We start from the raw sequence: 22,588 nt of genomic DNA on the forward strand, positions 1-22,588 counted from the left end.
TGGGCTAGTTTGAACCGTCGCGTAAGGTGTGAAAAAGCGTCATCCCTTGCTCAACGCTTCGGCAGGCAGGTGGTGTCGGCGAGTCGCTGCTTTCGCCGGGCGGCGATCGACCTCAAATGCTTCCCGAACAGCCTTTGCAGCGCCGGCTCGCGTGTGACGCCTGTTGCAAATTTGTGACGGATCAAACCAAATCGGAACCCGCTATGCAGGCTTGACGTGAACTTGAGCAGAGACGCGCCATCACGCGTATGCATTTGCGAACACCGCGACAGTAGCTCCCGCCATCGTGTCTGCCTTGTCCGCTCGACATGAAAGGCAAGCGAAATCAAATGGGAATATCCGGCAATGGCCGCTCTCGCCTGACCGCGTGTCGGTGAGATTGGCTCTCCAAATCCGCCGGTGAAACGCAGCCTCCTGTGCAAACAAGCGGCATGCCTTGAAACAAGTTGAGGCTTCTCACTCCGGGAGATCGGCGCAAGTGTCGCACCAAGGGACGCTCATTTTTACGTGTCCAAGATTTGGGGGTATTCAGGATGTCGTTTCGTTTCAAGGCAATTGCAGCAGGGGCGCTGTCACTTGCCACGCTCGCTACCGGTGGCCTGGCTCAGGCAGCGGATCTGCCGGTCAAGGCTGCCAAGAAGGCGGCGGACCTCCCATTCTTCCTGGTGATCGACGACCGTGTCACCTTCTCCTACATTTTCAATGCCTCGCAGCCCGGTGCGTTCACCAACACCAACGGCGCGATCAACGCCAAGACGACGAAGCAGGTCTACTCCTTCACCCACTTCGATGCCTGGGCTTACGGCACCAACTTCTTCACCATCTCGATGTTCAAGTCGGACCACAACGATCCGGCGGCCCCCTGCACCGCCACAGGCGTGATCGTTTCGCCGGCTGCGGGCTTCGCAGCGACGCCGGCGAGCTGTGCCGGCGCGACCGAAATCTATGGCCTTTTCCGCTCGACCTTCGGTTGGAACGAGATCTTCAACACCAAGGCCTTCACGCAAGGACCGCTGCACAACATCTCGTTCGAGGTTGGCATGGATGCCAATACGGAGAACCGGTATTTCGGCGCCGCCAAGCGCGACGTCGTCGCCGGTCTGCAGTTCGCCTTCGACCTTCCCTACAAGGGCTATTTCAACGTAGCGCCGCTGGTGTACTGGGAGTTTGCCAACCACAACTCCTTCTCGCAGTGCGGCGCCGGTTGGTCCGCGCCGTGTATTGCCGACGGCAACACGTCGTTCAAGCCAACCTGGGCGATCGAGACCAATTATTATATGGACCTCGGCTTCCTGCCGCCGAACATGCAGTATTTCTCGATCAGCGGCCGCGCGGGCTGGTACGGCAAGAAGGGAACAGACACCGAGCCGCTTCCCGCCAGCGTCGCCAACGGCGTCTATCCCACCAAGGTCGAGTTCAACTCCGAGCCGATCCGCCTGACCCTCGATGCCTCGAAGGCGGTCTGGGGTGAGAAGTATTCGCACTTCGTGGACGTCTGGGTCGCCTACCGCTACTGGCAGAACAAGTTCGGCCTCGATCACAACAACGCCGTGGCCTGCACCACCCTGGCCGGCGGGGCAAAGGTGAGTACCGGGTCCTGCACAGAGTCCTCGCTCTACTCCGGTGTCACTGTGAAGTTCTAGCCACCTGACACTCTTCGGCTGAACGACGATGACGCCGCGTCAAACTTCCGCGGCGTCATCTTCGTTTGTGGATAAGGCAAGTAGGGTGGATTAGTTAGCACGCGGCTGCGCGAAGCGCAGTCCGCTGGCGTAAGCCCCCAACGAAGTTGAACTCTTGTTTGCTACTTCGTCCACACGCCGTCGTGCAGCGCTTCGGCCTCGTCTTCGAGCAGTGGCCCCACAACCTCCGTCGGCCGTTGCCCGCTGGCAAAGACCTCGCGGCAGGGCAGGTCGAGTGTCGGGTTCTCGGGATGGTCGCCGGTGATGCCGCGCAGGCGGTGCTCGCTGAGGCCATAGACCACACGGCTGATGCCGGCCCAGTAGATCGCGCCGGCGCACATCGCACAGGGCTCTGCGGAGGAGTAGAGCGTGGCCTTCGCCAGCACCTCGCGGCCGAGCGTACGGCAGGCCTGCGTCGCCGCGAGACGCTCGGCATGCGTGGTGCCATCGTGATTCGGCATGTAGCCGTTCTCGGTCTCGATCAGCACCTTGCCGTCGGCATCGACGACGACGCAGCCGAAGGGATGGTTGCCATGGGTGAGGGAACGGCGGGCGACCGCAAACGAAAGGCGGAGGAAATGTTCGTCGCGCTCGGATGCGCCGCTCATCGCTCTTCCCTGGTCAATGCCCCGCCATGTGTCGGCCGACTACGGTGAGATCGGCCTCGCTGGTCCGTGCTTCATACACGAATTCGCCGTGGAACATCACCACCAGCCGGTCGGAGAGTTCCAGCAGTTCGTCGAGATCCTCGCTGACCAGCAGCACAGCGGCGCCGCGATTGCGCGCGGCCATGATCTCGGCATGGATCTGCGCCACCGCGGCGAAGTCGAGCCCGAAACAGGGATTGGCCGCTATCAGTACTTCGACCTTGCTGCCGAGCTCGCGGGCCAGCACGGCGCGCTGGACGTTGCCGCCCGACAGCGCCGAGATCGGCGTCTCCGGCGTGCGGGTCTTGATCTTGTACTGGGCTATCTTCTTCCTGGCGTCGTCGCGAAAGGCGCCGCGGTTAAGCCACCAGCCGCCGCTGGCGAACGGCGCGCGGTCGAACTCGCGAAAAGCGATGTTGTCGGCGACGCTCATGCCGCCGACGCAGGCGTTCTTCAGCGGCTCCTCGGGCAGGAGCGACATCTTGTGGCGGCGCATCTCCTCGCGGCTGGCGCGATAGGGATCGCCAGCGACGCGGATCTCGCCGTTCTCGGCTTCGCGCTGGCCGGCCAGCACCTCGACCAGCTGGCGCTGGCCGTTGCCGGAGACGCCGGCGATGCCGACGATCTCGCCGGCACGGACCGTGAGCGAGACGTCGTGCACAGCGATGGCGCCGGCGTCGTCGAGCGCGCGCAGCTCCGCCAGTTCCAGCCTCGCCTTGCCGGCCTCACCGGTGCGCGGCGGCTGTATCGTCAGCTCCTCGGCGCCGATCATGGTGCGCGCCATCGCGTCCGGCGTCAGCTCGGAAACCTTGCCCGCTCCGGCGAGTTTGCCGCGGCGCAGGATCGTGACGTCGTCGGCGAAGGCCATGACCTCGCGGAACTTGTGCGTGATCATCAGGATGGTCAGCTCGCCCTTGACGACCATGTCGCGGAGCATGCCGAGCACTTCGTCGGCTTCCGCGGGCGTCAGCACTGAGGTCGGCTCGTCCAGGATCAGGAAGCGGCGCTTCAGGTAGAGCTGCTTGAGGATCTCGCATTTTTGGCGTTCGCCGGCCGAGATGGCGGAGACTTTTGCGCCGAGCGGTACCTTGAACGGCATGCGGGCCAGAAAGGCCTCGAGCTCCTTCATTTCCTTCGGCCAGTTCACCACGGCCGGTACGTCGTCGCGCGCCAGCACCAGATTTTCGGCGACCGTCATCGCCGGCACCAGCGTAAAATGCTGGTAGACCATGCCGAGGCCGAGCGCGTGGGCGTCCTTCGGATTGCCGATCGCCTGCTCGCGCTCCCCGACGAGGATGTCGCCCTCGGTGGCGTGATAGTAACCCATGATGCATTTGACGAGCGTCGACTTGCCGGCGCCGTTCTCGCCCAGCAGCGCATGGAACGAACCCGGCCGGACCTTCAGCGCGACATTGTCCAGCGCCAGGAAATCACCGAAGCGCATGGTCATGGCGATCGCGTCGACACCGAAGGCGCCTGACGGCGGTGGCGTTTCGCCGATGATCACGAAATCGTTCCTATGAAGGCGTCTGACGTCGAGACCGCGCCAAACACGCCGCCCTGCATCTTGATCATCTTCAGCGCGTGCTCGTGGTTGCTCCTGTCGGTCGCACCGCAGCAATCGTGCAGCAGCACGCATTCGAAGCCGCGGTCGTTGGCCTCGCGCATGGTGGTGTGAACGCAGACGTCGGTGGTAATCCCTGTCAGCACGATATTCTCGATGCCGCGCACGCGCAGGATCAGCTCCAGGTCGGTGGCGCAGAACGAGCCCTTGCCGGGCTTATCGATGATGGGTTCTCCGGGGAGGGGCGCGAGCTCCGGGATGATGTCCCAGCCGGGCTCACCGCGTACCAGGATGCGGCCGCAGGGGCCGGGATCGCCGATGCCGGCGCCGATCTGGCGCGAGCGCCAGCGCTTGTTGGCGGGAAGATCAGAGAGATCGGGACGATGGCCTTCGCGTGTATGGATGATATGAAAGCCTTGGGCACGCATCGCCGCGAGCAGCTTCTTGATCGGCTCGATCGGCGCCCGCGTCAGTGAGAGGTCATAGCCCATCTTGTCGACATAACCGCCGATGCCGCAGAAATCGGTCTGCATGTCGATGATGATGAGCGCGGTGTTCTCGGGGCGGAGATCGCCGTTGTACGGCCAGGCATAGGGCTCGGACTTGATGGTGCGCTCGGGCATGATTTCGCTTCCTAGCGGGTGATCGACAATTCGGCCGGGACTCCGGTCAGCGTTCGCTTCGGCGAGCAGGTGATGATCATGATCGCCAGTGTCAGGATGTAGGGTGCTGCGTTGAAGAGGTGATAGCCGGAGGTAACGCCGACCGATTGCAACGCCGGTCCCAGCGCCGCGGCGCCGCCGAAGGCGAGCGAGGCCCAGAGACACAGCAAGGGGTCCCACCGCGCGAAGATCACGAGCGCCACGGCCGTGATGCCCTGGCCCGAGGACAGGCCCTCGTTCCAGCTTCCGGGATAGAACAATGACAGGAATGACCCGCCGATGCCGGCGAGGAAACCGCCGACCATCGTCGCGCGCAGGCGGATCAGCAGCACCGAGTAGCCCATGGCACGTGCGGCATCCGAGCTTTCGCCGGCGGTGCGGATCAACAGACCCCAGCGCGTGGTGCGGAAGGCCCAGTATAGGATCGGGGCCAGCGCCACGCCGATCAGGAACATCACATTGATGCGGAGCGCGGCGCGAAGCTGCGGGATATCGCTCCACCAGCCGAAATCGATCGCTGGCAGCCGCGGCGCGGTCGGTTCGATCAGCGGCTTGCCGAGATAGAAGGCGAGCCCGGTGCCGAACAGCATCAAGGCGATGCCGACGGCAATGTCGTTGACGCGCGGCAGCGAGCAGATGCCGGCGTGCAATGCTCCCAGCAATGCGCCGGTGATGCCGGCGGCGAGCACACCCAGCCACGGCGATCCCGTGAGGTAGGAAATGCCATAGGCGCTCATCGCACCCATCACCAGCGTGCCCTCAAGGCCGAGATTGATGCGGCCGGAGCGCTCGGTGATGCATTCGCCCAGGCTCACGAACAGGAACGGCGTCGAGACGCGAATGGCGCCGCCGAGCACGGCGAGCGGGACGGTCCAGAGTCCGATCGAGCCGTCTGCCATTTCACGACTTTCCCTTCAGAAATCCGATGCGGCCGTAGAGCGCATCGCTGCCCAGCACGAAGACGAAGATGATGCCTTGCAGCACCAGCACGGACGCATCCGGCAATCCGAGCCGGCGCTGCAACAGCCCGCCGCTGGCGCTGATGCCACCGAGCAGGATCGCGACGGGGATGATGGCGAGCGGATTTTGCCGCGCCAGGAAGGCGACGAGAATGCCGGTGAAGCCGTAGCCCGCGGCCAGATTGGCGTTGGCGCGTCCCTGCACGGCGGCAACCTCGACCATGCCGGCAAGGCCCGCGGCGCCGCCGGCGAGGAAGCAGATAGTCAGGATCAGCTTGCTGACATTGAGGCCGACGATCCTCGCGGCGCGGATGTTGCCGCCGGCGACGCGCGCGGCGAAGCCGAACACGGTGTGATAGATCAGGATGTAGGCGGCGACCGCGGCGATCAGGCCGAACACGAGGCCCCAATGCACGTCGGTACCGGGAATGGAGCCGATCATGTTGGCCGCGCCGATCTCGCGGGTCGAGGGCTTGTTGAGGCTGGCGGGGTCGCGCATCGCGCCTTCGACGAGATGGTTGAGGACCGCGAGCGCGATGTAAACGAGCAGCAGGCTCGATATGGTCTCGTTGACGCCGCGGTACTGCCGTAGCGCGCCCGCCAGCATGATCCACAAGCCACCGCCGATGACGCCGCCGATGACCATGGCGATCTGCACGATGAGCGGCGCCATGCCCTGAAACAGCAGTGCTGCGCTGGTTGCCGAAAGCGCGCCGATCAGCAGCGCGCCTTCGCCGCCGATGATGACCATGCCGAGCTGCGCGGGAAGCGCCGTGCAGAGCGCGGTGAGGATCAGCGGCGCCGCGCGCGTCAACGTGTTCTGCCATGAGAACCAGGTGCCGAACGCGCCGTAGTACATGTAGAAATAGAGGTCGAGCGGGTTCTTGCCGAACATCGCGACGAAGATGCCGAAGACCGCGAGCGCGCCGGCCAGCGCCGCGCCCGGGATCAGGACATATTCGATCGCTCCGCCGTGACGTTGGAGGAATCCCGGATCGGCGGCCGGGGCAACAGTCCCGACCGTTTCAGTGGAATCCGCCGCCTCCGCTGTCACGAAGTCGCTCCGACCACGCCCTCCACGAGATAGTCCATCTTCTCCAGCTCGGGATCCTTCTGGCCGCGATCGGTGCCGGCCGCGATTACCGTCTTGCCCTTGTTATCGACCAGGCCTCCCTTGAAGATGGCGTAGCCGTCGCCGGACAAGAACTTGGCCTTGACCTCGTCGGCGTGCTTGCGCGCTTCGGCGGAGACCGCTTCGCCATAGGGCGAGGTCTTGACGATCTCTTCCTTGAGGCCGCCACGATAGAAGTTTGGGATGCTCTCGCCGGCGGCGATCATCTTGACGAACTTCGGATAGAGCGCCTCCCAGTTCCACTCGGCGCCGGTCAGGTAGGCCTTCGGCGCGAGCGGCGACTGGTTGACGTGGTAGCCGCAGACCATGGCGCCGCGGCGCGCGGCGTTCTCGACCATGGTCTTGGGACCGTCGACGTGGCAGGTCAGTACGTCGACGCCCTGGTCGATCAGGCTGTTGGTGGCTTCGGCTTCCTTGACCGGCATCGACCAGTCGCCGGTAAAGATCACCTGCGTCGTCGCCTTTGGGTTGGCGAGCCTGGCGCCGAGTGCGAAGGCGTTGATGTTGCGCAGCACCTGCGGGATCGGTTTTGCGGCGACGAAGCCGAGCTTTCCGCTCTTGGAGCTATAGCCGGCGATGATGCCCGAGATGTACTGGGCTTCGTCGATATAGCCGAAATAGCTGCCGGCGTTCTTCGGGTCCTTGTCGCTCCAGAGGCCGCCGCAGTGCTCGAAGCGAAGCTTCGGGAACTTGTTGGCCATCTTGACCGTGTGCGGATTGTAATAGCCGAACGAGGTCGGGAAGAGCAGGGTGGCGCCGTCGAGATTGATCATGGACTCGAGCGTCTTCTCGACCGCGTCGGTCTCAGGCACCTTCTCTTCTTCCACGACCTTGAGGCCGGGAATCTTCTTCAATGCCGCAGCGCCCTGGGCATGCGCCTGATTGTAGCCATAGTCGTCGCGCGAGCCGACATAGATGAAGCCGATGGTCGTCTCGGCAGCGAAGGCCGGGCGGATGCCTGCCGCCGCCCCGAGGGTGAGGGCCGCACCGCCCTGCAACAAATGACGTCGTGAGATCCTGCCAAATTCCATTGCCTGCTCCCCTTGACGGATTGACCGCCTCGATCTCGCGGCTGCGCCGGGTTGGCGGAGCCCGGAACAAGATGTCGCAAGCTTCATGCCAGAGGTCGGGAAGCGGGCAAATTATCGTAAGCTATGGAAAAATATAATATTTTTTAGTTTGAAGGATCTTGCCGAGAAAATCGGCAGATTACTTTATAGGCAATATCTGTCTGTTGTATGCAATGGAGTTAAGCAGACCGACCAGCTCGCGCGTGTGCACGACGGGAGCTACGGTCTGCCGGCTACCCTCATTCATGCTACCCCACGCGCGGATCAGGACTGCGCCCGTGATTTTCGCTGGCACCGAACTTGTATCGATTGCCGCCAGGACCGCCGTTGCCGCGGTCCCAAGAGATGGAAAGCTCGCCGAGATGGCTGCTGGTAACGCCGTTCAGAATGCATCGTTCGGCAAAGCGATCGTGCGAGGGATCAACGAGCTCGCCGCGATCTCGGAAGAGGGCGACAAACTTACCCGCATCTATCTGACCAGCGAGCTGCGCAAGGCCGCGGATCTGATCCTAAGCTGGATGCGCGAGGCCGGCATGAGTGCGCGTCTCGATGCGATCGGCAATGTCTGCGGGCGCTACGAAGGGGAGCGGCCGGGCGCGCCTTGTCTGATGCTTGGCTCGCACTACGATACCGTGCGCGATGCCGGCAAATGGGACGGGCCGCTGGGCGTAATCACTGCGATCGCCTGCGTCGCCGATCTCAACCGCCGCGGCAGGCGCCTGCCATTCGCGATCGAAATCGTCGGTTTCGCGGATGAGGAGGGGGTGCGCTTCGCTTCGACCTTGCTCGGCAGCCGTGCGGTCGCTGGCACATTTGACGAGAATGTTCTGAATACACGCGACCGCGATGGCGTGTCGATGCGCGATGCGCTCGTTTCGTTCGGGCTCGATCCCGATCACATCGGCGCGGCTGCGCGGGCACGGCGCGAACTGCTCGCCTATCTCGAGCTGCACATCGAGCAGGGGCCCGTGCTGGAAGCGCAAAACCTGCCCGTCGGTGTCGTCACCGCGATTGCGGGCGCGACACGGCTTGCCGCGCGCCTGACCGGCATGGCCGGTCACGCGGGCACCGTGCCGATGGCGCTGCGCCGTGACGCGCTCACTGGTGCTGCCGAATGCATCGGCGCGATCGAGCAATTCTGCCGGACCGACGCGAGCGGCCTGGTCGGCACTGTCGGTGACATCCAGGCGAGGCCCGGCGCGACCAACGTCATTCCGGGCGAGGTGTCCTTCACCATCGACATGCGGGCGCCGACCGACATGCATCGCAAGCGCGCGGTGGCCGACATCGTCCGTCAGATCGAAGCGATCGCAAAGCGCCGCCAACTGACGCTTCAGCTCGACGTCACCCACGAGAACCGCACCGCGCCTTGCGCGCCCTGGCTCAAGGGCCAGATCGCGCAGGCGATCCATGCGGAAGGGTTTTCCGTGTTCGAGCTCCCGAGCGGGGCGGGGCACGACGGCATGGCCATGATCGACATTGCCGATGTCGGCATGATCTTCGTCCGCTGCCGCGGCGGTATCAGCCATCACCCGGACGAGCATGTCGAGCCCGCCGATGCCGACGCCGGCGCGCGGGTGTTGCTGCGGGTGATTGAGAATTTTCAGCCGCGGGAAGGGTAAGTTGAGGCCGCAAGTCACGGGATAGAGACACGAATCAGGCAGGTCCGGAAGCGTGACGGCCTACCGCCGCCACCACGAGACACCATTCCACGCCGCATATGAACAGCGACATCTCTTTTCCATCCCGTCGCGAGAACCGATTTTATCAGGGTCGGGCGGCGACCTTCGTCGCCAACGCGCTTCAGGCCGTGAATTTTCTCGGCGATCGATTCCTGCGAAAGTCACATCATCCGTTCACGGCCATCGAGGACCTTTACCGGCACTCGATGGACAGCGCCTTCGCGGTGACCGAAGCATTCCTCGTCACGGGCGCGCCGCACGCCTCCGCGTACTATCCGCGCGACTTCGCCTGGTTCTATCCCGACGTTCTCGACCCCGAAACCATCATGGATCCGCAGGACGCGGTGCGGCGGGCACGTCTGCTCGAAAGGAGCGTGCGCCTGCTACTGGAGGCGGTTCGCGCCAACGTCATCACGACCACCATCGTCCCGGCAGGGCGCGCCCGGTATCTCGGCGTGAATTATTTCTCGCGCCCCTCGGATACGCTGCTCGGCATTTTGGCCGGCCTGCAGCAGATGATCAGTGCCGACAAGAGAGCGTCATCCTATCTGGCGATGTCACAATGCGCGCACGCCGGCCATCTGCTGCTGGAGGAATATTACGGCGATTTGAAGCGCGCGCTCCTCCAGCTCGCAAGCGAGCTCGAGCCGTTCAATGATGGCGGCACCAGCTATTTGCTGTGCGACGCCAGCGCTCCTCGTTCCGCCGCGACGGACACGCGCGCCGAGCGCAGGCGTTTTGTCACCAATGCCTGCGTCTACACGACGTTCGTATGGGGCGTGCAGCTCGGAATCGTCGACGAGAACGAACTGAAGCGGCTGCTCGGGCGCGACTTGGCGCAGTACAAGCGGGACCTGCTCCGCCTGTTCGGCAAGGGCGGCTATATCAGGCATTCCCTGGATGGCCCGACGGGCTCACCGGTGGCTTCGGTCGCGCTGGATTTCGTCAGTGTCCATCGCGGCTTCTGGGATATGAGCGAGCCGGGCGAGCGCGCGCTGTTCGCGGCCACGGCGGATCTGATCATTGCGGAGCCGCGCTTTCGCATCCCCAGCACGTTCCATTTCCTGGTGTCCGCGGATAATCCGCGGAACAAGATGATCCACAAGATTGCGGCTCCCGCCTACCAGGGACGGTCCTTCTGGCCGACGTTCAACGTCGAGTTCGCGGATCGCATGCTGGACTCCGATGAATTCTCCGGCGACGAGATCTACCGTTCCTGCGCCCAGTGAATTCTAAAGGACATTCGCACTGCGACCGAAATCCACGGCGGCTATCAGGAACTGATCTCGGAGCAGGGCCTGAAATATCGCACCTGGGCCTACAAGGGTGCGGTGGCCCACTCCTGGTTTCCGCGGTTCCTGTCGGTCTGGAGGAGGGCGTATGGAACGCCGCTCCTCCATTGGAATGATTGATCCGCGCTATCACGCCGTCACGTCCACCAGCTCGCCGCCGTCCAGCACCTTGGCCGCCTTGGCGCGATCGAGGTCGCCTTCCCAGGCGGCCACCACCACGGTGGCGACGCAGTTGCCGGTGAGGTTGCCTACCGCGCGGGCCATGCCGATGAACCAGTCGACTGACAACACCAGCACAAGGCCAATCGCCGGAATGCTCGGCACCGCGTTGAGCGTCGCCGCCAGAATCACGATCGCCGAGCCCGGCACGCCGTGCGCGCCTTTCGACGTGATCAGGGAGACACCGAGCACCAGCAGCAGATCGCCGAAGGACAGCGGCGTGTTGGTCGCCTGCGCGATGAAGACGACCGCGAGCGTCAGGTAGATCGAGAACGCGTCGAGATTGAAGGAATATCCGGTCGGGATGACGAGGCCGACGACGGAATCCTTCACGCCCATCCGCTCCAGCTTCTTCATGATCTGCGGCAGCACGGCGTCGGAGGACGCGGTGGCGAGCACGATCATGAGCTCCTCGCGCAGGTAGGCGAGGAATTTGAGGATGTTGATGCCGGCGAGCGCCATGACGCCACCGAGCACGCCCAGCACGAAGATGCCGACCGAGACGTAGAACAGCGCCACCAGTGAGACGAGCTGCTTCAGCGAGCCGATTCCGTATTTTCCGACGGTGTAGGCGACCGCGCCGAGCACGCCAAGTGGGGCGACACGAACGATGAGCCCCATGACGCGGAACAGCACGGTCGAGGCGGCATCGATGATGGAGGTCACGAGCTTGCCCTTCTCGCCGCCGACCAGCGCGAGGCCGACACCGAACAGCACGGCGAAGAAGAGGACCTGGAGCACGTCGTTGCGCGACAAGGCGTCGAACGAGGTGCTCGGGATCACGTTGAGCAGGAAGGACCCGATGCCGCCGCCCTGCAGCTTGTGGGCGTTGTCGGCGTAGGTGTTGAGCGCCTTGGCATCGAGCGTCGAAGGGTCGATGTTCATGCCATGGCCGGGGCCGAAGAGGTAAGCGAGCAGCAGGCCGACGACGAGTGCGACGGTCGTCATCACCTCGAAATAGAGCAGCGCCTTGACGCCGACCCGGCCGACCTTCTTGAGGTCGCCGGCGCCGGCAATTCCGTGCACGACGACGCAGAACACGATCGGCGCCACGATCATCGAGATCAGCTTCAGGAAGGCGTCGCTCAGGATCTTGAGGCTGATACCGAAGTCGGGAACGGCTACGCCGAGGATCATGCCAAGGATCAAGGCCGCCAGGACCTGGACGAATAGCGATGTGTAGAGCGGCTTCGGCTCGGCGGCGGATGCTGCGGTGATGGTCGACATGCTGGATTCCCCGGTTTGACGCGTCTTCGACGTCAAAGGGAGCAACAACCGTGCCAGATTGTCGCGCGTCTCGCTGGGAGGAGGACTATCCCGCCGCTTTCGCGGAGCTACCGAACAGCCGGATCGGCAGCGTGAAACCGTTCGAGGCGCCGTCGGTCTCGTTGACAGGCGATTTGTTCAGCTCGCCAAACCCGTTCCTGATCAGCTCCCGCATCGGCCTGCTTGCCGTCCTCGCGCCGCGTCGTTGCGCGCGCGATATTACGCCACGAGATCCAGCAGGCGGCATGATCCGCGCACCAGTACCTTGCGTCCTGTCAATGTCATCTCGGGAACGCCGTCCCTGATCGCGACAAGGCCGAGCTTGATAAGGCCTTCGACGACATGGGTCTTCGTGAGGCGACCGCGCGACGGCGGATTGCGGAGCGCTTTCAGAACTTCCCATTGGTCCGGCGAAAGATCGAAGTCGATGTCGTTGCTCATGTTGCCTCAAGCGATAGTACCGTTCGCTCACCCTGTTAGCGGCGCTGCGTGAAGACCGTGCGACGACAATGAGTCGGGAATTCGGTGAGGTGTTTAGAACTCCTCTTCACAAATTGCCGCATGTCGTTGCGCCATAAGAATTAAGATCGCTCGATCACGAACATCTTCCCGGGGCCTCGATCACATATTGATGAAGCGGGCTTGATGTGGCGAGGAGATGCCGCGCTGCACGGGAAGCGCTGCTGTCCCATTCCGCGTCGCGATATGCATGGAAATCATGAGACGAAACGCTCGAGATGCTGCTACGCTGATTCGCGGGGAACGGCTTCACACGGCAGGAGTGGAGTGCATGATCAGGCTGGTCGAAATTCGCAGTCAAGAATCCCTGTGCCGGGAGCGCGCCGCCCTTGATTTCGAGCGCCGGGTTTTCTGGCTTGCGCAAGCCCAGGAATGGGAGCAGCGCGCACTTGATGAAATCGCCTATCATTTCCGGGAGTGCAATTTGGCTCCGACGGAGTTTGCGCGAAACTGACGTCGGCCGTGGCGTAAAGCCTACTGATAAGTCGCCACGATATCGGACACCGCGCGCTCGAGCTGCTGCGCGGTGGCGCACTGGCGCACCACACTGCAGAAGGTCGCGTAGCGCGGCATCTCGGAATCGCCAAAGCCCCAGGCGAGACGTCCTTCGGGATTGAGCCACACCAGGCGCTTGGATCGTTCGGAGATGCGGCGCAGGATGTCGGCGCGTGGGTCGAGATTATTGCTGCGGGCATCGCCGAGCACGATCACCGTGGTCTGCGGTGTCAACGTGCTCATGAACTCCTTCTCGAAATCGACCAGCGACGAGCCGTAGTCGGAGGAGCCGAAGCCCACCTTGGACATGATCTCGGCCATTGCCTCTTCCGGCGATCTCGATTCCAGGATGTCGCTGACTTCGATCAGATGCGAAGAGAAGGCGAAGGAATGGACGTCGTCGACCACCTCGTGCAGCGAGTGGATCAGGAGCAGGAAGAAATCGGAGACTTGCGCGACCGAGCCGGAGACGTCGCAGAGCGCCACGATCTTCGGCCGGTCGCGATGCTTGCGCTTCCACGCCGTGAGGAAGGGGATGCCGCCCCAGGCGGCGTTGCGGCGCAGAGTGCGGCGGACGTCGAGATGACCGCGGCGCTGGCGCTTGCGCGGTTTCGAATAGCGCTCGCGCAGACGCCGCGCGATCTGGCGGATGAGAGCGCGCATCTCCGCGACATGGCGCCGCTCAATGCGGGCAAGCGGCGCGTTGCGCAGAATCTCGTTGCGGAGGTTTTCAGCCTCCTCGCGGGCATAGAGCGCAAGCCCCTGCGCGACGGTGTCGCGGACGGCTTCTCGCAGGGCGTCGAGCGCGGAGCGAAGTCGCTCTGCCAGCGCCGGGTTGGTCGCGGTCAGCTCGTCGAGATCGTCGCGCAGCCGCTGGAGCCCCATGGCGTCGAGGATGCGGCTGGAGAAGATGCCGCGCTGGGTGGAGTAGCGGATCTCGGACAGAGAGGCCGCGCCTGAGGCGCTGGCGATCGCGGCTGCGATCGCGTTGCGATCCTGCGACAGCAGCATCTGCGCGAGCGGTCCCAATCCCTCGGAAGGCTGACCTTCGCCCGCTTCGCTGGCCGGGCTGGAGGAGGGCGATCGATCCGTGTCCTCCGAAGCGTCCTCGCTGTCGGCCTCGGGCTGATTCTGCCGCGGCTCCGGCTGGCTGAAGAACAGATCAAAACAGTCGCCGAGCGCGAGCTTTTCGTCCTGCGATTTGGCAAGCGTCAGGAGCAGCGCGTCGCGCAGGATGGTCCGGTCTGAAACGCCGACCTGCGTGACCGCGCGCATCGCATCGATGCTTTCGGCGGGCGAGACATGGACGCCGACGCCGCGTGCCGCACGGAAGAAACGATGGAGGTTCTCGCGCATCGGCGTCAACCGAAGACGTTGGATCGTGCTGCCTTGGCAATGAAGGTCGTTATCTGAGGCTGAGCCGCCTCGATGTCGGCCTCGTATTTCAGGAGCACGTTGAGCGTGTCCTTGACTATGTCGGTGTCGAGCTCGGAAGCCTGGAGCAGAACCAGCACGCGCGCCCAGTCGATGGTCTCACTGACCGACGGCAGCTTCTTGAGGTCGAGCGAGCGAATCTCGTGGATGAAGCCGACCATCTGCCGCCGCAGCGTCTGCGAGATGCCGGGGACGCGGCTCTCGACGATGCGCTCCTCGAGCCGCTGCTCGGGGAAGCCGATATGCAGATGCAGGCAGCGCCGCTTGAGAGCGTCGCCGAGATCCCGCTCGCTGTTGGAGGTGAGGATCACCGTCGGCGGCGTGATCGCAGAGACGGTGCCGAGCTCGGGGATCGTGACCTGGAAGTCGGAGAGGATCTCCAGCAGCAGCGATTCGAATTCCGCATCCGACTTGTCGATCTCGTCGATCAGGAGCACGCAGCCGCCGGGCTGCTCCAGCGCTTGCAGCAGCGGCCGCGGTTCGACGAATTCCTTGGAGAAGAACACGTCTCCGAAATCGTGAAGCTGGGCGAGCGCGTCGTGCAGCGTCTGCGCGCCGCCGAGGACTTCGCCGAGCTTGTCCTTCAGGATCTGTGTGTAAAGAAGCTGCTTGGCGTATTTCCACTCGTAGAGCGCCTTGGCCTCGTCGAGGCCTTCATAGCATTGCAAGCGGATCATCTTCAGGCCGCGCCAGGCCGCGATCGCCTTGGCCAGCTCGGTCTTGCCGACGCCTGCAGGGCCTTCGACTAGAATCGGCTTTTCGATCTGTTGCGACAAATAGACGGCGGTCGCGATCTGCCGGCTCGCGATGTAGCCTTGCGCGGCGAGGCCGCTCTCCACTGCCTCGATCGCGGTCGAGGCCTTCTGTTCAGCCACGAAAGGCGCTCCCAAAGGTCTTGCTTGAGGCTTGTTCTGCCTGTGTTCCCGGCAAAGAACAAGCCTCGTTTGGGAGGGGCCAGACCCGCGCGTACGGACGTATTTTCCGCTCAACGCAAATAGTTGAACGGCCCACCGGCCGCGCGATCAGTGCCGCAGCAACTCCGGCTTGCGGATGGTCTGTCTGACCTCGGCGCCGCAATCGGCGCATTCATAGACGAAGTCGATCTTGGCAAGGCTCCAATGCGGTTCAACCTCGCGCACATACATCGGCAGGAACCCCATGCAAGCAGGGCAGATCACAGGCGCGATTTCCATATCCTGATGATGCTGTACATAAGCTGGCATCTCGGCTCTCCTTCGCAGGCGACCACCAAACCCGCGCAAAGGCTACTGCTGGTCGGCGCAAGGCTGACATCAACTCTTTCGAACAGAGACAGAACGGCGGAGGTTTGTCGTTCGCTGTGACATTCTTGTTACGTCTCGGTACTGTGACGGGCGGACTAAATGCCTATTTCAAAGGGCCGATCCGGTATTCGGACTTTTACCTCAACGATAAGGGAGCAACGCCCATGACACATGCCATTCGCTTTCACCAGACTGGTGGTCCGGAAGTCCTGGTCTGGGAGGAAGTCAGCGTCGGCAAGCCCGGACCTGGCGAAGCACGCATCCGGCACACTGCGGTCGGTCTCAATTTTGTCGACATCTACAACCGCTCCGGTGTGTACCCCGTGCAATTGCCGAGCGGTCTCGGCAGCGAGGGGGCCGGTGTCGTCGAGGAAGTGGGCTCGGGTGTCACCGATCTGAAGCCGGGCGATCGCGTCGCCTATGGCGCCTCGCCGCTCGGGGCTTATTCGGAGGCGCGGTTGATTCCCGCCGACCGGCTGCTGAAGCTGCCCGACGGCGTCGACGACAAGACCGCCGCGGCGATGATGCTGAAGGGGCTCACCACGCAATATCTGATCCGGCAGACCTATCGCGTGAAGGCCGGCGACACCATCCTGCTCCATGCGGCTGCCGGCGGCGTCGGCCTGATCCTGAACCAGTGGGCCAAGCATCTCGGCGCGACTGTGATCGGCACCGTCAGCAACGACGAGAAGGCCAAGCTCGCCAAGGCGCATGGCTGCGATCATGTCATCATCTACACGCGCGAGGATTTCGTGAAGCGCGTGGATGAGATCACTGGCGGCAAGAAGGTGCCGGTGGTTTACGACTCCGTCGGCAAGGATACGTTCCTCAAGTCACTCGACTGCCTCGCGCCGCTCGGCGTCGCCGCGCTGTTCGGTGCATCCTCCGGCGCTGTCGAGCCGCTCAATCTCGGCTTGCTCGCACAGAAGGGCTCGCTCTACGTCACCCGGCCGACGTTGTTCACCTACGCCGCCAAGCGTGAAAGCCTGGTCGCGATGGCAGGCGAGCTGTTCGACGTCGTCAAGTCCGGCGCGGTCAAGATCGAGGTGCGCCAGACCTATCCACTGAAGGACGCCGGCAAAGCGCATGCCGATCTCGCCGCGCGCAAGACCACGGGCTCGACCGTCCTGACAGTGTAGTCTCCGACCGGGCTGTGACGCAGACTGGCAGAGCGTTTTCGAGCGAAGTGGATTCCGGTTCGCGCAAAGAAAACGCGTCAAAATAAGAATCTAGGGCCGGTCCGCTTCGATCGGAACGGAAACGGCCCTAGGCCTGCGTCACGTCCGCTCGTGCTTGCGCAGATCGCGGGCGTGATCGAGCCGGATCGCCTGGAGGTCGATATCTTGGGGAGGGATCCGGGGCAGGACAGCCTCGGCGAGGATCGCCTCGGTCACGTCCTCGACCGAACTCTCCACGATCTCGTGGATGAACGAGATGTTCTGATATTCGCCTGACGCGACGCGGGAAATGACCTCGCGCCTGGTGATTTCAGGATCGACCACCGCCTCGCGGCCGCGCCGCCCATAGTCGATCATCACGACGAAATACTGCATGAAACGATCCTGCCGTGCCCGACGGCCGGGGCACGGCAGAGTATTTCCGAAAAACGGAATCAAGTCAAGTTATATTTCGAGAAATCGGAAGTCGGCGCCTACCTGCTCTTCTTGCGAGGGCGCGCCGACTTGGCGCGCAACCGCTCGAGCTGGCCCTTGGGCATGGACAGGCAGATCTCGCCGACCCACTCCAGTTTCACGCCGACGATCTGCTTGGCATTGAAGCTGCTGAGATTGACGACGGAGGGGGATTTGCCCCGCTCGATGGTCTTCAGATAGCGCTCGCCGGACTTGAGCCGGACCACGGCCTCTTCGCCGTAGAAGCTCGACAGCGGATGGCGCTGGTCCTTGTAGACCACGATCACGTCGCCGCTCTCGTATTTGGGCAGCATCGAATCGCCCACGATCTCGAACGCGATGGTCTCCTCCATGATCGGGAAGGGCAGCGCGATGTCGCCGAGTCCCTCCGGGGGAACCTGCTCATAATCCGGCTCGATCACGGCACCGGCGCCGACGCGGCCCATGATTGGCGCGAGATTGAGCTCGAGATACTCCATGATCGGAACGATTTCCGAGGCCTTCACCAGGCGTTCGCCGCCGAGGATCTCCGAGACCGCGCCGGGCCGAACGCCCATGGCTGCCGCCAGGCCGCCCTTGCTCTTGCCTGTCTTTTCCAGGCCCCGCTCGATCATTGCAGCGTCCAACATGGTGATTCCCTCGATTGTCCATCGTCCCGCCTCTTGTAATCCGAAATTCGGAATTGATGCAATTATGAATATCAGAATTATCGCTTGACACTTACTTCGGAATAACGGAATGTACGCTCGGCCTCGCGATCGTGCGATCGGAGGAGGTGCATCACAGGACAGCAGCATGGAACCGGGCCATTGGCCGTCGGAGCACTCCGACGCGCTTCGCGAATATTTTCTCAAGGGAATGTCTTATGCGGAGATCGGAAGGGAGATTAACGCAAGGTTTGGAACGGCTTACACGCGCAATGCGGTGGTCGGCCGCGCCAAGCGGCTCGGGCTGGTCGTGAAGGTACCGATGAGGAGTCCGTCGATCGTGCCGGTTTTGCCGTCCGGAGCCTGTCTTATCCTCCCGCACCGTCCCACGTTACTGAACCTGCCGCCGAAATCCGCGATGAAGCCCGCCGCCCCGGTCAAGCTGCGCTGCGTCGGCGTCCAGCCGCGTCTGGTTCCGTTGGCCGAACTCGATCGCGACGACTGTCGCTATCCCTACGGCGGCGACAGAGACGGGGAGGCGATTACCTTCTGCGGCCATTCGCGCCAGCCGGGCTCGAGCTATTGCGCGCCGCACGCGCGCCTGACCCGCCGCTCTGGAGCGGGGTCCGGCCGCGCCGCCGGTCCGGTCGTGCTGAGGCTGGTCTCCGCAGCCTGACCTGGCGACCGCCCGTTCAATCGTCAATTTCGCAAAGGAGTATCCGAGTGGCACGTGTCCGACGCAACAGGTCCTACAAATTGGCGAAGATCTACGACCGGCGCTCGCGCGAGGTACCGTTCAATGCGGAGGTGGCGGACGTCGAGGTCGATAATCCGCTGGCGCTCGACCCCGGAGAGAAGATCATGGCCGTGCGGTCGATCCGCAGCGATCCGCTCGGCAGGCTGCACGCGCACCATCAGATTGACGAGGCGCAATTTCGCGGCGGGCGTGCCTTCCAGAACGATTGGGAGAGGGCCGAGCGAGGTCTTCAGGCGATGGACCCGACCCGCGAATATGTCGATGGCGCGCGCACGCGCGAGCCCGTCACCGAGAGCCAGCGTCAGGCGGTGCTGCGTCTGAACGGGGTCGAGCGCGAACTCGGCACCGACGGCGCCGCGCTGGTGCACGATGTGTTGGTACTGGGCCTGACCATGGACGAGATCGGCCAGCGTCGCGCCGTCCGTACCCAGCGCTGGAACGACTATTTTTCGCGGCGCTTTCGGGAATGCCTGGACCGGCTGGCGCTGATCTATGGCTTTGCGACGGAAACGGGGAGACAGCGTGCAGGGCAGCGCGGATGACAACGGCACGCCTGCGGCCTCGGCCGCCGGTGTGCCAGTCTGCTGCTTAGGGATGCGGCAGGATCTGGTAGGGCGTGGTATAGGGCTCGACGCGGAGCGAGGCGTTGGCCAAAAGCCCGATCTTGGCGGTCGGCGCCTGCTGCAATTCTCCGCTCGGACCGCGATGCACATTGTATTGCCACACGGTGAGATCGCCCTTCTGCGCAAGAGCATGCGCAATCGCGCTGGCATCATTGCCGCCGAGCGCTTGAAGCTCCTCCGCCGACAATCCGACGACGATTTCGTCCTTGATGGTGACGACCTTGAACAGGTTCATCCTGGTCTCCTGCGCCCATGCGCCTTGTATCGAGAGGGTGAGAAGCGCGACCGCGGCGCCTTTGATGAAATCGCAGCGAGAAAGCATGCCGTCGTCCTTAGGTGCTGGGGCGCGCCCGAATCGATCAGTCCGTCGGCTATGGCGCCCGTGATCTGCGTGACTGTTTCGCATCCGCTTTGTCGTTCGCTCCTCAAGAACGGTTCATGGCCAGCAACCAAATACGGCCCGAATGAAGAGCCGCGTCCGAGTCTGACAGCTCGAGGCGGCGGGTATGATGAAATTCTCCGGCGCAGTTTGCCTTCTCATGTCGCTTGGGGCAGCAGACGTCGCTGTGGCTGCCGATCCGTTCTATATAGGCAACTGGACATTGACTGCCGCCGCCGTCGCGCCATGGGCCGATCCGCAACGCAAGCCTGACAGCACCGGGCAGGCGCGGCTGATGGGAAAAGAGGCTGCCTTCAAGGCGAGAGATATCAGGACCTCGTCCAAGCCGCAGGACAAGGTCAGCGATCGAGACAGTATGCCGAATTGATGCCGCTTCTTGACGCAGGTGGGTGACGGGGGGCCATATTCCTGTTATCCGGAATTGCTGTAGCGCGATGCAGACGAAGCATTGCTACGCCAACTGTTGGGCTTGCCGGAGGAGTTGTTCCTTGGCATAAGTGCAACCTGCTCGGTTGAGCCCGAACGTTCGGACATGTAGCTCAGCGTGCTAACACGCGAGGGTCCGCTCCGGCCGAAAGCTCGCCGTCGCCATGGTATCCAGTTATGCGTTCGGTTATGGCGTTCGGTTCTCAGTTGGGACCTCGATGTCGGATCACGAAAGCCGATGCTTGTTATAGGTGCGAGATGAAAAACCTCAATTTCGCCGCTGAACTGCACCTCAAGCTCGGCGCGCCTGCAGGCGGCACCGTCGAAAGCCTGCGTCTGCTCCGCGCGTTTCTGAAGCTGGCGCCACGGCAGCGTTTCGAGGTCATCAAGCTCGTCGAAGACCTCGCCACCGAAGAAACTGTTTCCGAACACCCCCTGTCCTAAGCCGGGCTGCGCGCCGGCCTTCCGCCTTGCCCTTCGTTTTCCTGCCAGAACCGGTCGCCGGGCGAGGTTTGCCCCGGGCTGGACGCTGGAAGGCGATCCGGCAAATGTGGTATTCAGTTTGAAAAAGGGAGGAGTGCGACCATGATCGAACCGAAGATCGAAGTTCCGGCCGAACTGCGCGACCTGGCGGAGAAGACGATTGACCAGGCGGAAAAGGCATTCGGCATGTTTTTCGAAGCCGCCACCAAATCGATGACGACCGTTCCGGGCGCGGGGGCGGAGGTGTCGAAGCAGGCGCTCGCTTTCACCGAGCAGAACATGAAGTCGGCGTTCGAGCATGCTCGCAAGCTCGTTCATGCCACCGACCTTCAGGAGGCGATGCGAATCCAATCGGATTTCCTGCGCAGCCAGTTCACCAGCGCCGGAGATCACATGCGCCAGATGACCGGCAGTCTCATGCAACCGGGAAAGGACAAGTCCTGATCTCGGTGTGTGACTCCATCATCCTCTGCTGATCCCTGCCGGTCCTCCGGCAGCGATTTGCATTTTAGGGCACGCGTTAGTTTGCAACGCCGTGCTCATTCCGCAACACGAACCCGGAAATTGCGAGAGGCCGATGCGGGCAATGACCGACAGCAGCAGCCTGCGGGCCGAACGATAGAGATGCCGCGCGAATCTCGGCGTCCTTGCCACGGGCAGGGCAAAGCTTGTGGTATCGAGATTTTTCGTGTCAAGGCTTTGATGGAGTGCGACACGTGCCTCTCCGAGATGGCGAGGCCCTTTCTATCGTGCCCGGCCCGGGGCAGCCTTGACCTGCCGCAAAGGTGCCAGGCTAATAGTCGCCGGGGTTCATGATCATCGGACTTTTCGTATCGGCAGGCGCGAGCGCACTGCTGGCGCTGTCGCGCAGGAAGCGGTCGAGCGTCGCCTGGATTTTCTCCTTGACCGCATCGGGACCGCGGTCGCTCATCTCGGTATGCTGTGCGCCGGTGTGGATAATGTCGATGCCGAGCGCCTTGGCCTCTTCCGGCGTCGGCAGCACGCCCGGGTCGGTCTGGAAATGCGGATCCTTCGAGCGGAACGACAGGATCTTCATGTTGTCGCTGAGCACGAAAGGCACCCGCAGATTGTCCAGCGTGATCACTTTCGACACCAACTCCGGGTGCTGATGAGCGACATACATCGAAACGTCGCCACCGTTCGAATGTCCGACGAGGGTGATGTGGTCGAAGTCGGCGTTCTCCTGCCGCCTCTTCAACTCAGCCAAGGTGAAGAGGATGTTGGTCTCGCAGCGGATATAGACCTCGCGCCGGCCGACATATTCCTGGCCGACCCGGGTCATCAGCGGCGGATCGCTCGGTAGGTCCTGCTGGATGCTGGCGACAAGATAACCGCGGGCGGCGAGCACGTTGGCGAGAAAGGAATACTCGGTGGCCTTTACGGTATTGCCGTTGCTGATGATGGCGAGCGGCAGCTTCCAGAGACCGAGATTGGCCTTGGTCTCGTAATCGCGCCGCACCGCGATTTCAACCGCGATCGGCCGCTGGCGGGCGGCGTCGAACAGGGCCAAAACCTCGTGGCGGATCGCGAACCGGCTGACGACGAAGTACTGGCCGACGCCGAGGACACAGAGAAACGCCAGAACTGCAAACACCCTTTTCATGGTTCCGTCTCAAATCACTTTTCACTGAACATGGCCATTGTGAACTGCCGGATCGAGCGATCGTGAGCAGGTTACGGGATTAAATTTAGGA

At 63.0% G+C, this 22,588-nt stretch carries 25 protein-coding genes and 1 pseudogene; 10 read left to right on the forward strand and 16 right to left on the reverse strand.

Features of this window, described 5'->3' with window-relative positions; all coding sequences use genetic code 11:
- Positions 1 to 533: 533 nt before the first annotated feature.
- A complete protein-coding gene (locus ABIB06_RS07765) occupies positions 534 to 1,643 on the forward strand; it encodes a hypothetical protein (protein WP_354045193.1) in 1,110 nt (369 codons plus the stop codon).
- A 161-nt stretch (positions 1,644 to 1,804) separates the two neighbouring features.
- Here ABIB06_RS07765 and ABIB06_RS07770 read toward each other — a convergent pair whose 3' ends face one another.
- Genes ABIB06_RS07770 through ABIB06_RS07795 form a run of 6 tightly spaced genes read right to left on the reverse strand, consistent with a single transcriptional unit; the run spans position 1,805 to position 7,677 of the window.
- On the reverse strand, positions 1,805 to 2,290 hold the full coding sequence (locus ABIB06_RS07770; RefSeq protein ID WP_354045191.1) for a nucleoside deaminase: 486 nt from the start codon (positions 2,288 to 2,290) through the stop codon (positions 1,805 to 1,807).
- 13 nt (positions 2,291 to 2,303) lie between these two features.
- Positions 2,304 to 3,836: an ABC transporter ATP-binding protein gene (locus ABIB06_RS07775; RefSeq protein ID WP_354045190.1), complete on the reverse strand. Its 1,533-nt coding sequence runs from the start codon at positions 3,834 to 3,836 to the stop codon at positions 2,304 to 2,306.
- Entirely contained in the window at positions 3,833 to 4,516 is a 684-nt protein-coding gene (gene biuH, locus ABIB06_RS07780) for a biuret amidohydrolase (RefSeq protein ID WP_354045188.1), read from the reverse strand. Before biuH ends, ABIB06_RS07775 begins: the two co-directional genes overlap by 4 nt.
- A gap of 11 nt (positions 4,517 to 4,527) precedes the next feature.
- A complete protein-coding gene (locus ABIB06_RS07785; protein WP_354045186.1) occupies positions 4,528 to 5,454 on the reverse strand; it encodes an ABC transporter permease in 927 nt (308 codons plus the stop codon).
- Position 5,455: 1 nt separating this feature from the next.
- Positions 5,456 to 6,568: an ABC transporter permease gene (locus ABIB06_RS07790; protein ID WP_354045184.1), complete on the reverse strand. Its 1,113-nt coding sequence runs from the start codon at positions 6,566 to 6,568 to the stop codon at positions 5,456 to 5,458.
- Entirely contained in the window at positions 6,565 to 7,677 is a 1,113-nt protein-coding gene (locus ABIB06_RS07795; protein WP_354045182.1) for a BMP family ABC transporter substrate-binding protein, read from the reverse strand. Before ABIB06_RS07795 ends, ABIB06_RS07790 begins: the two co-directional genes overlap by 4 nt.
- 401 nt (positions 7,678 to 8,078) lie before the next feature.
- On the opposite strand from ABIB06_RS07795, the gene ABIB06_RS07800 reads away from it, so the two are divergent.
- Together ABIB06_RS07800 and ABIB06_RS07805 are read left to right on the forward strand one after the other, a co-directional pair.
- Complete coding sequence (locus tag ABIB06_RS07800) at positions 8,079 to 9,338, forward strand: allantoate amidohydrolase (RefSeq protein WP_354045594.1); 1,260 nt, start codon at positions 8,079 to 8,081, stop codon at positions 9,336 to 9,338.
- A gap of 98 nt (positions 9,339 to 9,436) precedes the next feature.
- Positions 9,437 to 10,810: pseudogene (locus ABIB06_RS07805) on the forward strand (hypothetical protein).
- A 9-nt stretch (positions 10,811 to 10,819) separates the two neighbouring features.
- Here ABIB06_RS07805 and ABIB06_RS07810 read toward each other — a convergent pair.
- From ABIB06_RS07810 to ABIB06_RS07820, 3 genes are all read right to left on the reverse strand, one after another.
- A complete protein-coding gene (locus ABIB06_RS07810) occupies positions 10,820 to 12,136 on the reverse strand; it encodes a dicarboxylate/amino acid:cation symporter (RefSeq protein WP_354045178.1) in 1,317 nt (438 codons plus the stop codon).
- 85 nt (positions 12,137 to 12,221) lie between these two features.
- Entirely contained in the window at positions 12,222 to 12,350 is a 129-nt protein-coding gene (locus tag ABIB06_RS07815; protein WP_354045176.1) for a hypothetical protein, read from the reverse strand.
- A 44-nt stretch (positions 12,351 to 12,394) separates the two neighbouring features.
- Positions 12,395 to 12,616: a hypothetical protein gene (locus ABIB06_RS07820; RefSeq protein WP_354045174.1), complete on the reverse strand. Its 222-nt coding sequence runs from the start codon at positions 12,614 to 12,616 to the stop codon at positions 12,395 to 12,397.
- A gap of 349 nt (positions 12,617 to 12,965) precedes the next feature.
- On the opposite strand from ABIB06_RS07820, the gene ABIB06_RS07825 reads away from it, so the two are divergent.
- Positions 12,966 to 13,148 carry a hypothetical protein gene (locus ABIB06_RS07825; RefSeq protein WP_247348323.1) on the forward strand — a complete coding sequence of 61 codons (183 nt, stop codon included), beginning with the start codon at positions 12,966 to 12,968 and terminating at the stop codon, positions 13,146 to 13,148.
- A 20-nt stretch (positions 13,149 to 13,168) separates the two neighbouring features.
- Here the strand turns inward: ABIB06_RS07825 and ABIB06_RS07830 are convergent, their stop codons facing one another.
- From ABIB06_RS07830 to ABIB06_RS07840, 3 genes are all read right to left on the reverse strand, one after another.
- Complete coding sequence (locus tag ABIB06_RS07830) at positions 13,169 to 14,545, reverse strand: vWA domain-containing protein (protein ID WP_354045172.1); 1,377 nt, start codon at positions 14,543 to 14,545, stop codon at positions 13,169 to 13,171.
- Positions 14,546 to 14,550: 5 nt separating this feature from the next.
- Positions 14,551 to 15,498, reverse strand: coding sequence for an AAA family ATPase (locus ABIB06_RS07835; protein WP_247348318.1), 948 nt, complete (start codon positions 15,496 to 15,498; stop codon positions 14,551 to 14,553).
- A 147-nt stretch (positions 15,499 to 15,645) separates the two neighbouring features.
- On the reverse strand, positions 15,646 to 15,846 hold the full coding sequence (locus tag ABIB06_RS07840) for a hypothetical protein (protein WP_247443856.1): 201 nt from the start codon (positions 15,844 to 15,846) through the stop codon (positions 15,646 to 15,648).
- A gap of 224 nt (positions 15,847 to 16,070) precedes the next feature.
- Between ABIB06_RS07840 and ABIB06_RS07845 the strand changes: the two genes are divergently transcribed.
- A complete protein-coding gene (locus tag ABIB06_RS07845) occupies positions 16,071 to 17,045 on the forward strand; it encodes a quinone oxidoreductase family protein (RefSeq protein WP_354068672.1) in 975 nt (324 codons plus the stop codon).
- Positions 17,046 to 17,183: 138 nt separating this feature from the next.
- Here the strand turns inward: ABIB06_RS07845 and ABIB06_RS07850 are convergent, their stop codons facing one another.
- Together ABIB06_RS07850 and ABIB06_RS07855 are read right to left on the reverse strand one after the other, a co-directional pair.
- Complete coding sequence (locus ABIB06_RS07850) at positions 17,184 to 17,459, reverse strand: hypothetical protein (protein ID WP_247348315.1); 276 nt, start codon at positions 17,457 to 17,459, stop codon at positions 17,184 to 17,186.
- A gap of 98 nt (positions 17,460 to 17,557) precedes the next feature.
- Entirely contained in the window at positions 17,558 to 18,166 is a 609-nt protein-coding gene (locus ABIB06_RS07855; protein ID WP_247348314.1) for a S24 family peptidase, read from the reverse strand.
- A 166-nt stretch (positions 18,167 to 18,332) separates the two neighbouring features.
- Between ABIB06_RS07855 and ABIB06_RS07860 the strand changes: the two genes are divergently transcribed.
- Both ABIB06_RS07860 and ABIB06_RS07865 read left to right on the forward strand, forming a co-directional pair.
- Positions 18,333 to 18,860, forward strand: coding sequence for a GcrA family cell cycle regulator (locus ABIB06_RS07860; RefSeq protein WP_354045167.1), 528 nt, complete (start codon positions 18,333 to 18,335; stop codon positions 18,858 to 18,860).
- Between the two features lie 47 nt (positions 18,861 to 18,907).
- Entirely contained in the window at positions 18,908 to 19,483 is a 576-nt protein-coding gene (locus ABIB06_RS07865; protein WP_247348312.1) for a hypothetical protein, read from the forward strand.
- A 46-nt stretch (positions 19,484 to 19,529) separates the two neighbouring features.
- Here ABIB06_RS07865 and ABIB06_RS07870 read toward each other — a convergent pair whose 3' ends face one another.
- Positions 19,530 to 19,886, reverse strand: a complete 357-nt coding sequence (locus ABIB06_RS07870) for a hypothetical protein (protein WP_354045166.1) — start codon at positions 19,884 to 19,886, stop codon at positions 19,530 to 19,532.
- A gap of 184 nt (positions 19,887 to 20,070) precedes the next feature.
- On the opposite strand from ABIB06_RS07870, the gene ABIB06_RS07875 reads away from it, so the two are divergent.
- The 3 genes from ABIB06_RS07875 to ABIB06_RS07885 all read left to right on the forward strand — a co-directional run bounded on the left by ABIB06_RS07875 (position 20,071) and on the right by ABIB06_RS07885 (position 21,317).
- Positions 20,071 to 20,331: a hypothetical protein gene (locus tag ABIB06_RS07875; protein ID WP_354045164.1), complete on the forward strand. Its 261-nt coding sequence runs from the start codon at positions 20,071 to 20,073 to the stop codon at positions 20,329 to 20,331.
- Positions 20,332 to 20,648: 317 nt separating this feature from the next.
- The gene (locus ABIB06_RS07880; RefSeq protein ID WP_247348309.1) at positions 20,649 to 20,834 is read left to right on the forward strand and encodes a hypothetical protein; all 186 of its coding nucleotides are present in this window, start codon (positions 20,649 to 20,651) and stop codon (positions 20,832 to 20,834) included.
- 141 nt (positions 20,835 to 20,975) lie between these two features.
- Positions 20,976 to 21,317 carry a phasin gene (locus ABIB06_RS07885; RefSeq protein WP_247348308.1) on the forward strand — a complete coding sequence of 114 codons (342 nt, stop codon included), beginning with the start codon at positions 20,976 to 20,978 and terminating at the stop codon, positions 21,315 to 21,317.
- Positions 21,318 to 21,666: 349 nt separating this feature from the next.
- Here ABIB06_RS07885 and ABIB06_RS07890 read toward each other — a convergent pair whose 3' ends face one another.
- On the reverse strand, positions 21,667 to 22,497 hold the full coding sequence (locus ABIB06_RS07890) for an alpha/beta hydrolase (RefSeq protein WP_247443850.1): 831 nt from the start codon (positions 22,495 to 22,497) through the stop codon (positions 21,667 to 21,669).
- Positions 22,498 to 22,588: the final 91 nt, after the last annotated feature.

This window comes from Bradyrhizobium sp. LB8.2 (genome assembly GCF_040548035.1).
Lineage (GTDB): Bacteria > Pseudomonadota > Alphaproteobacteria > Rhizobiales > Xanthobacteraceae > Bradyrhizobium.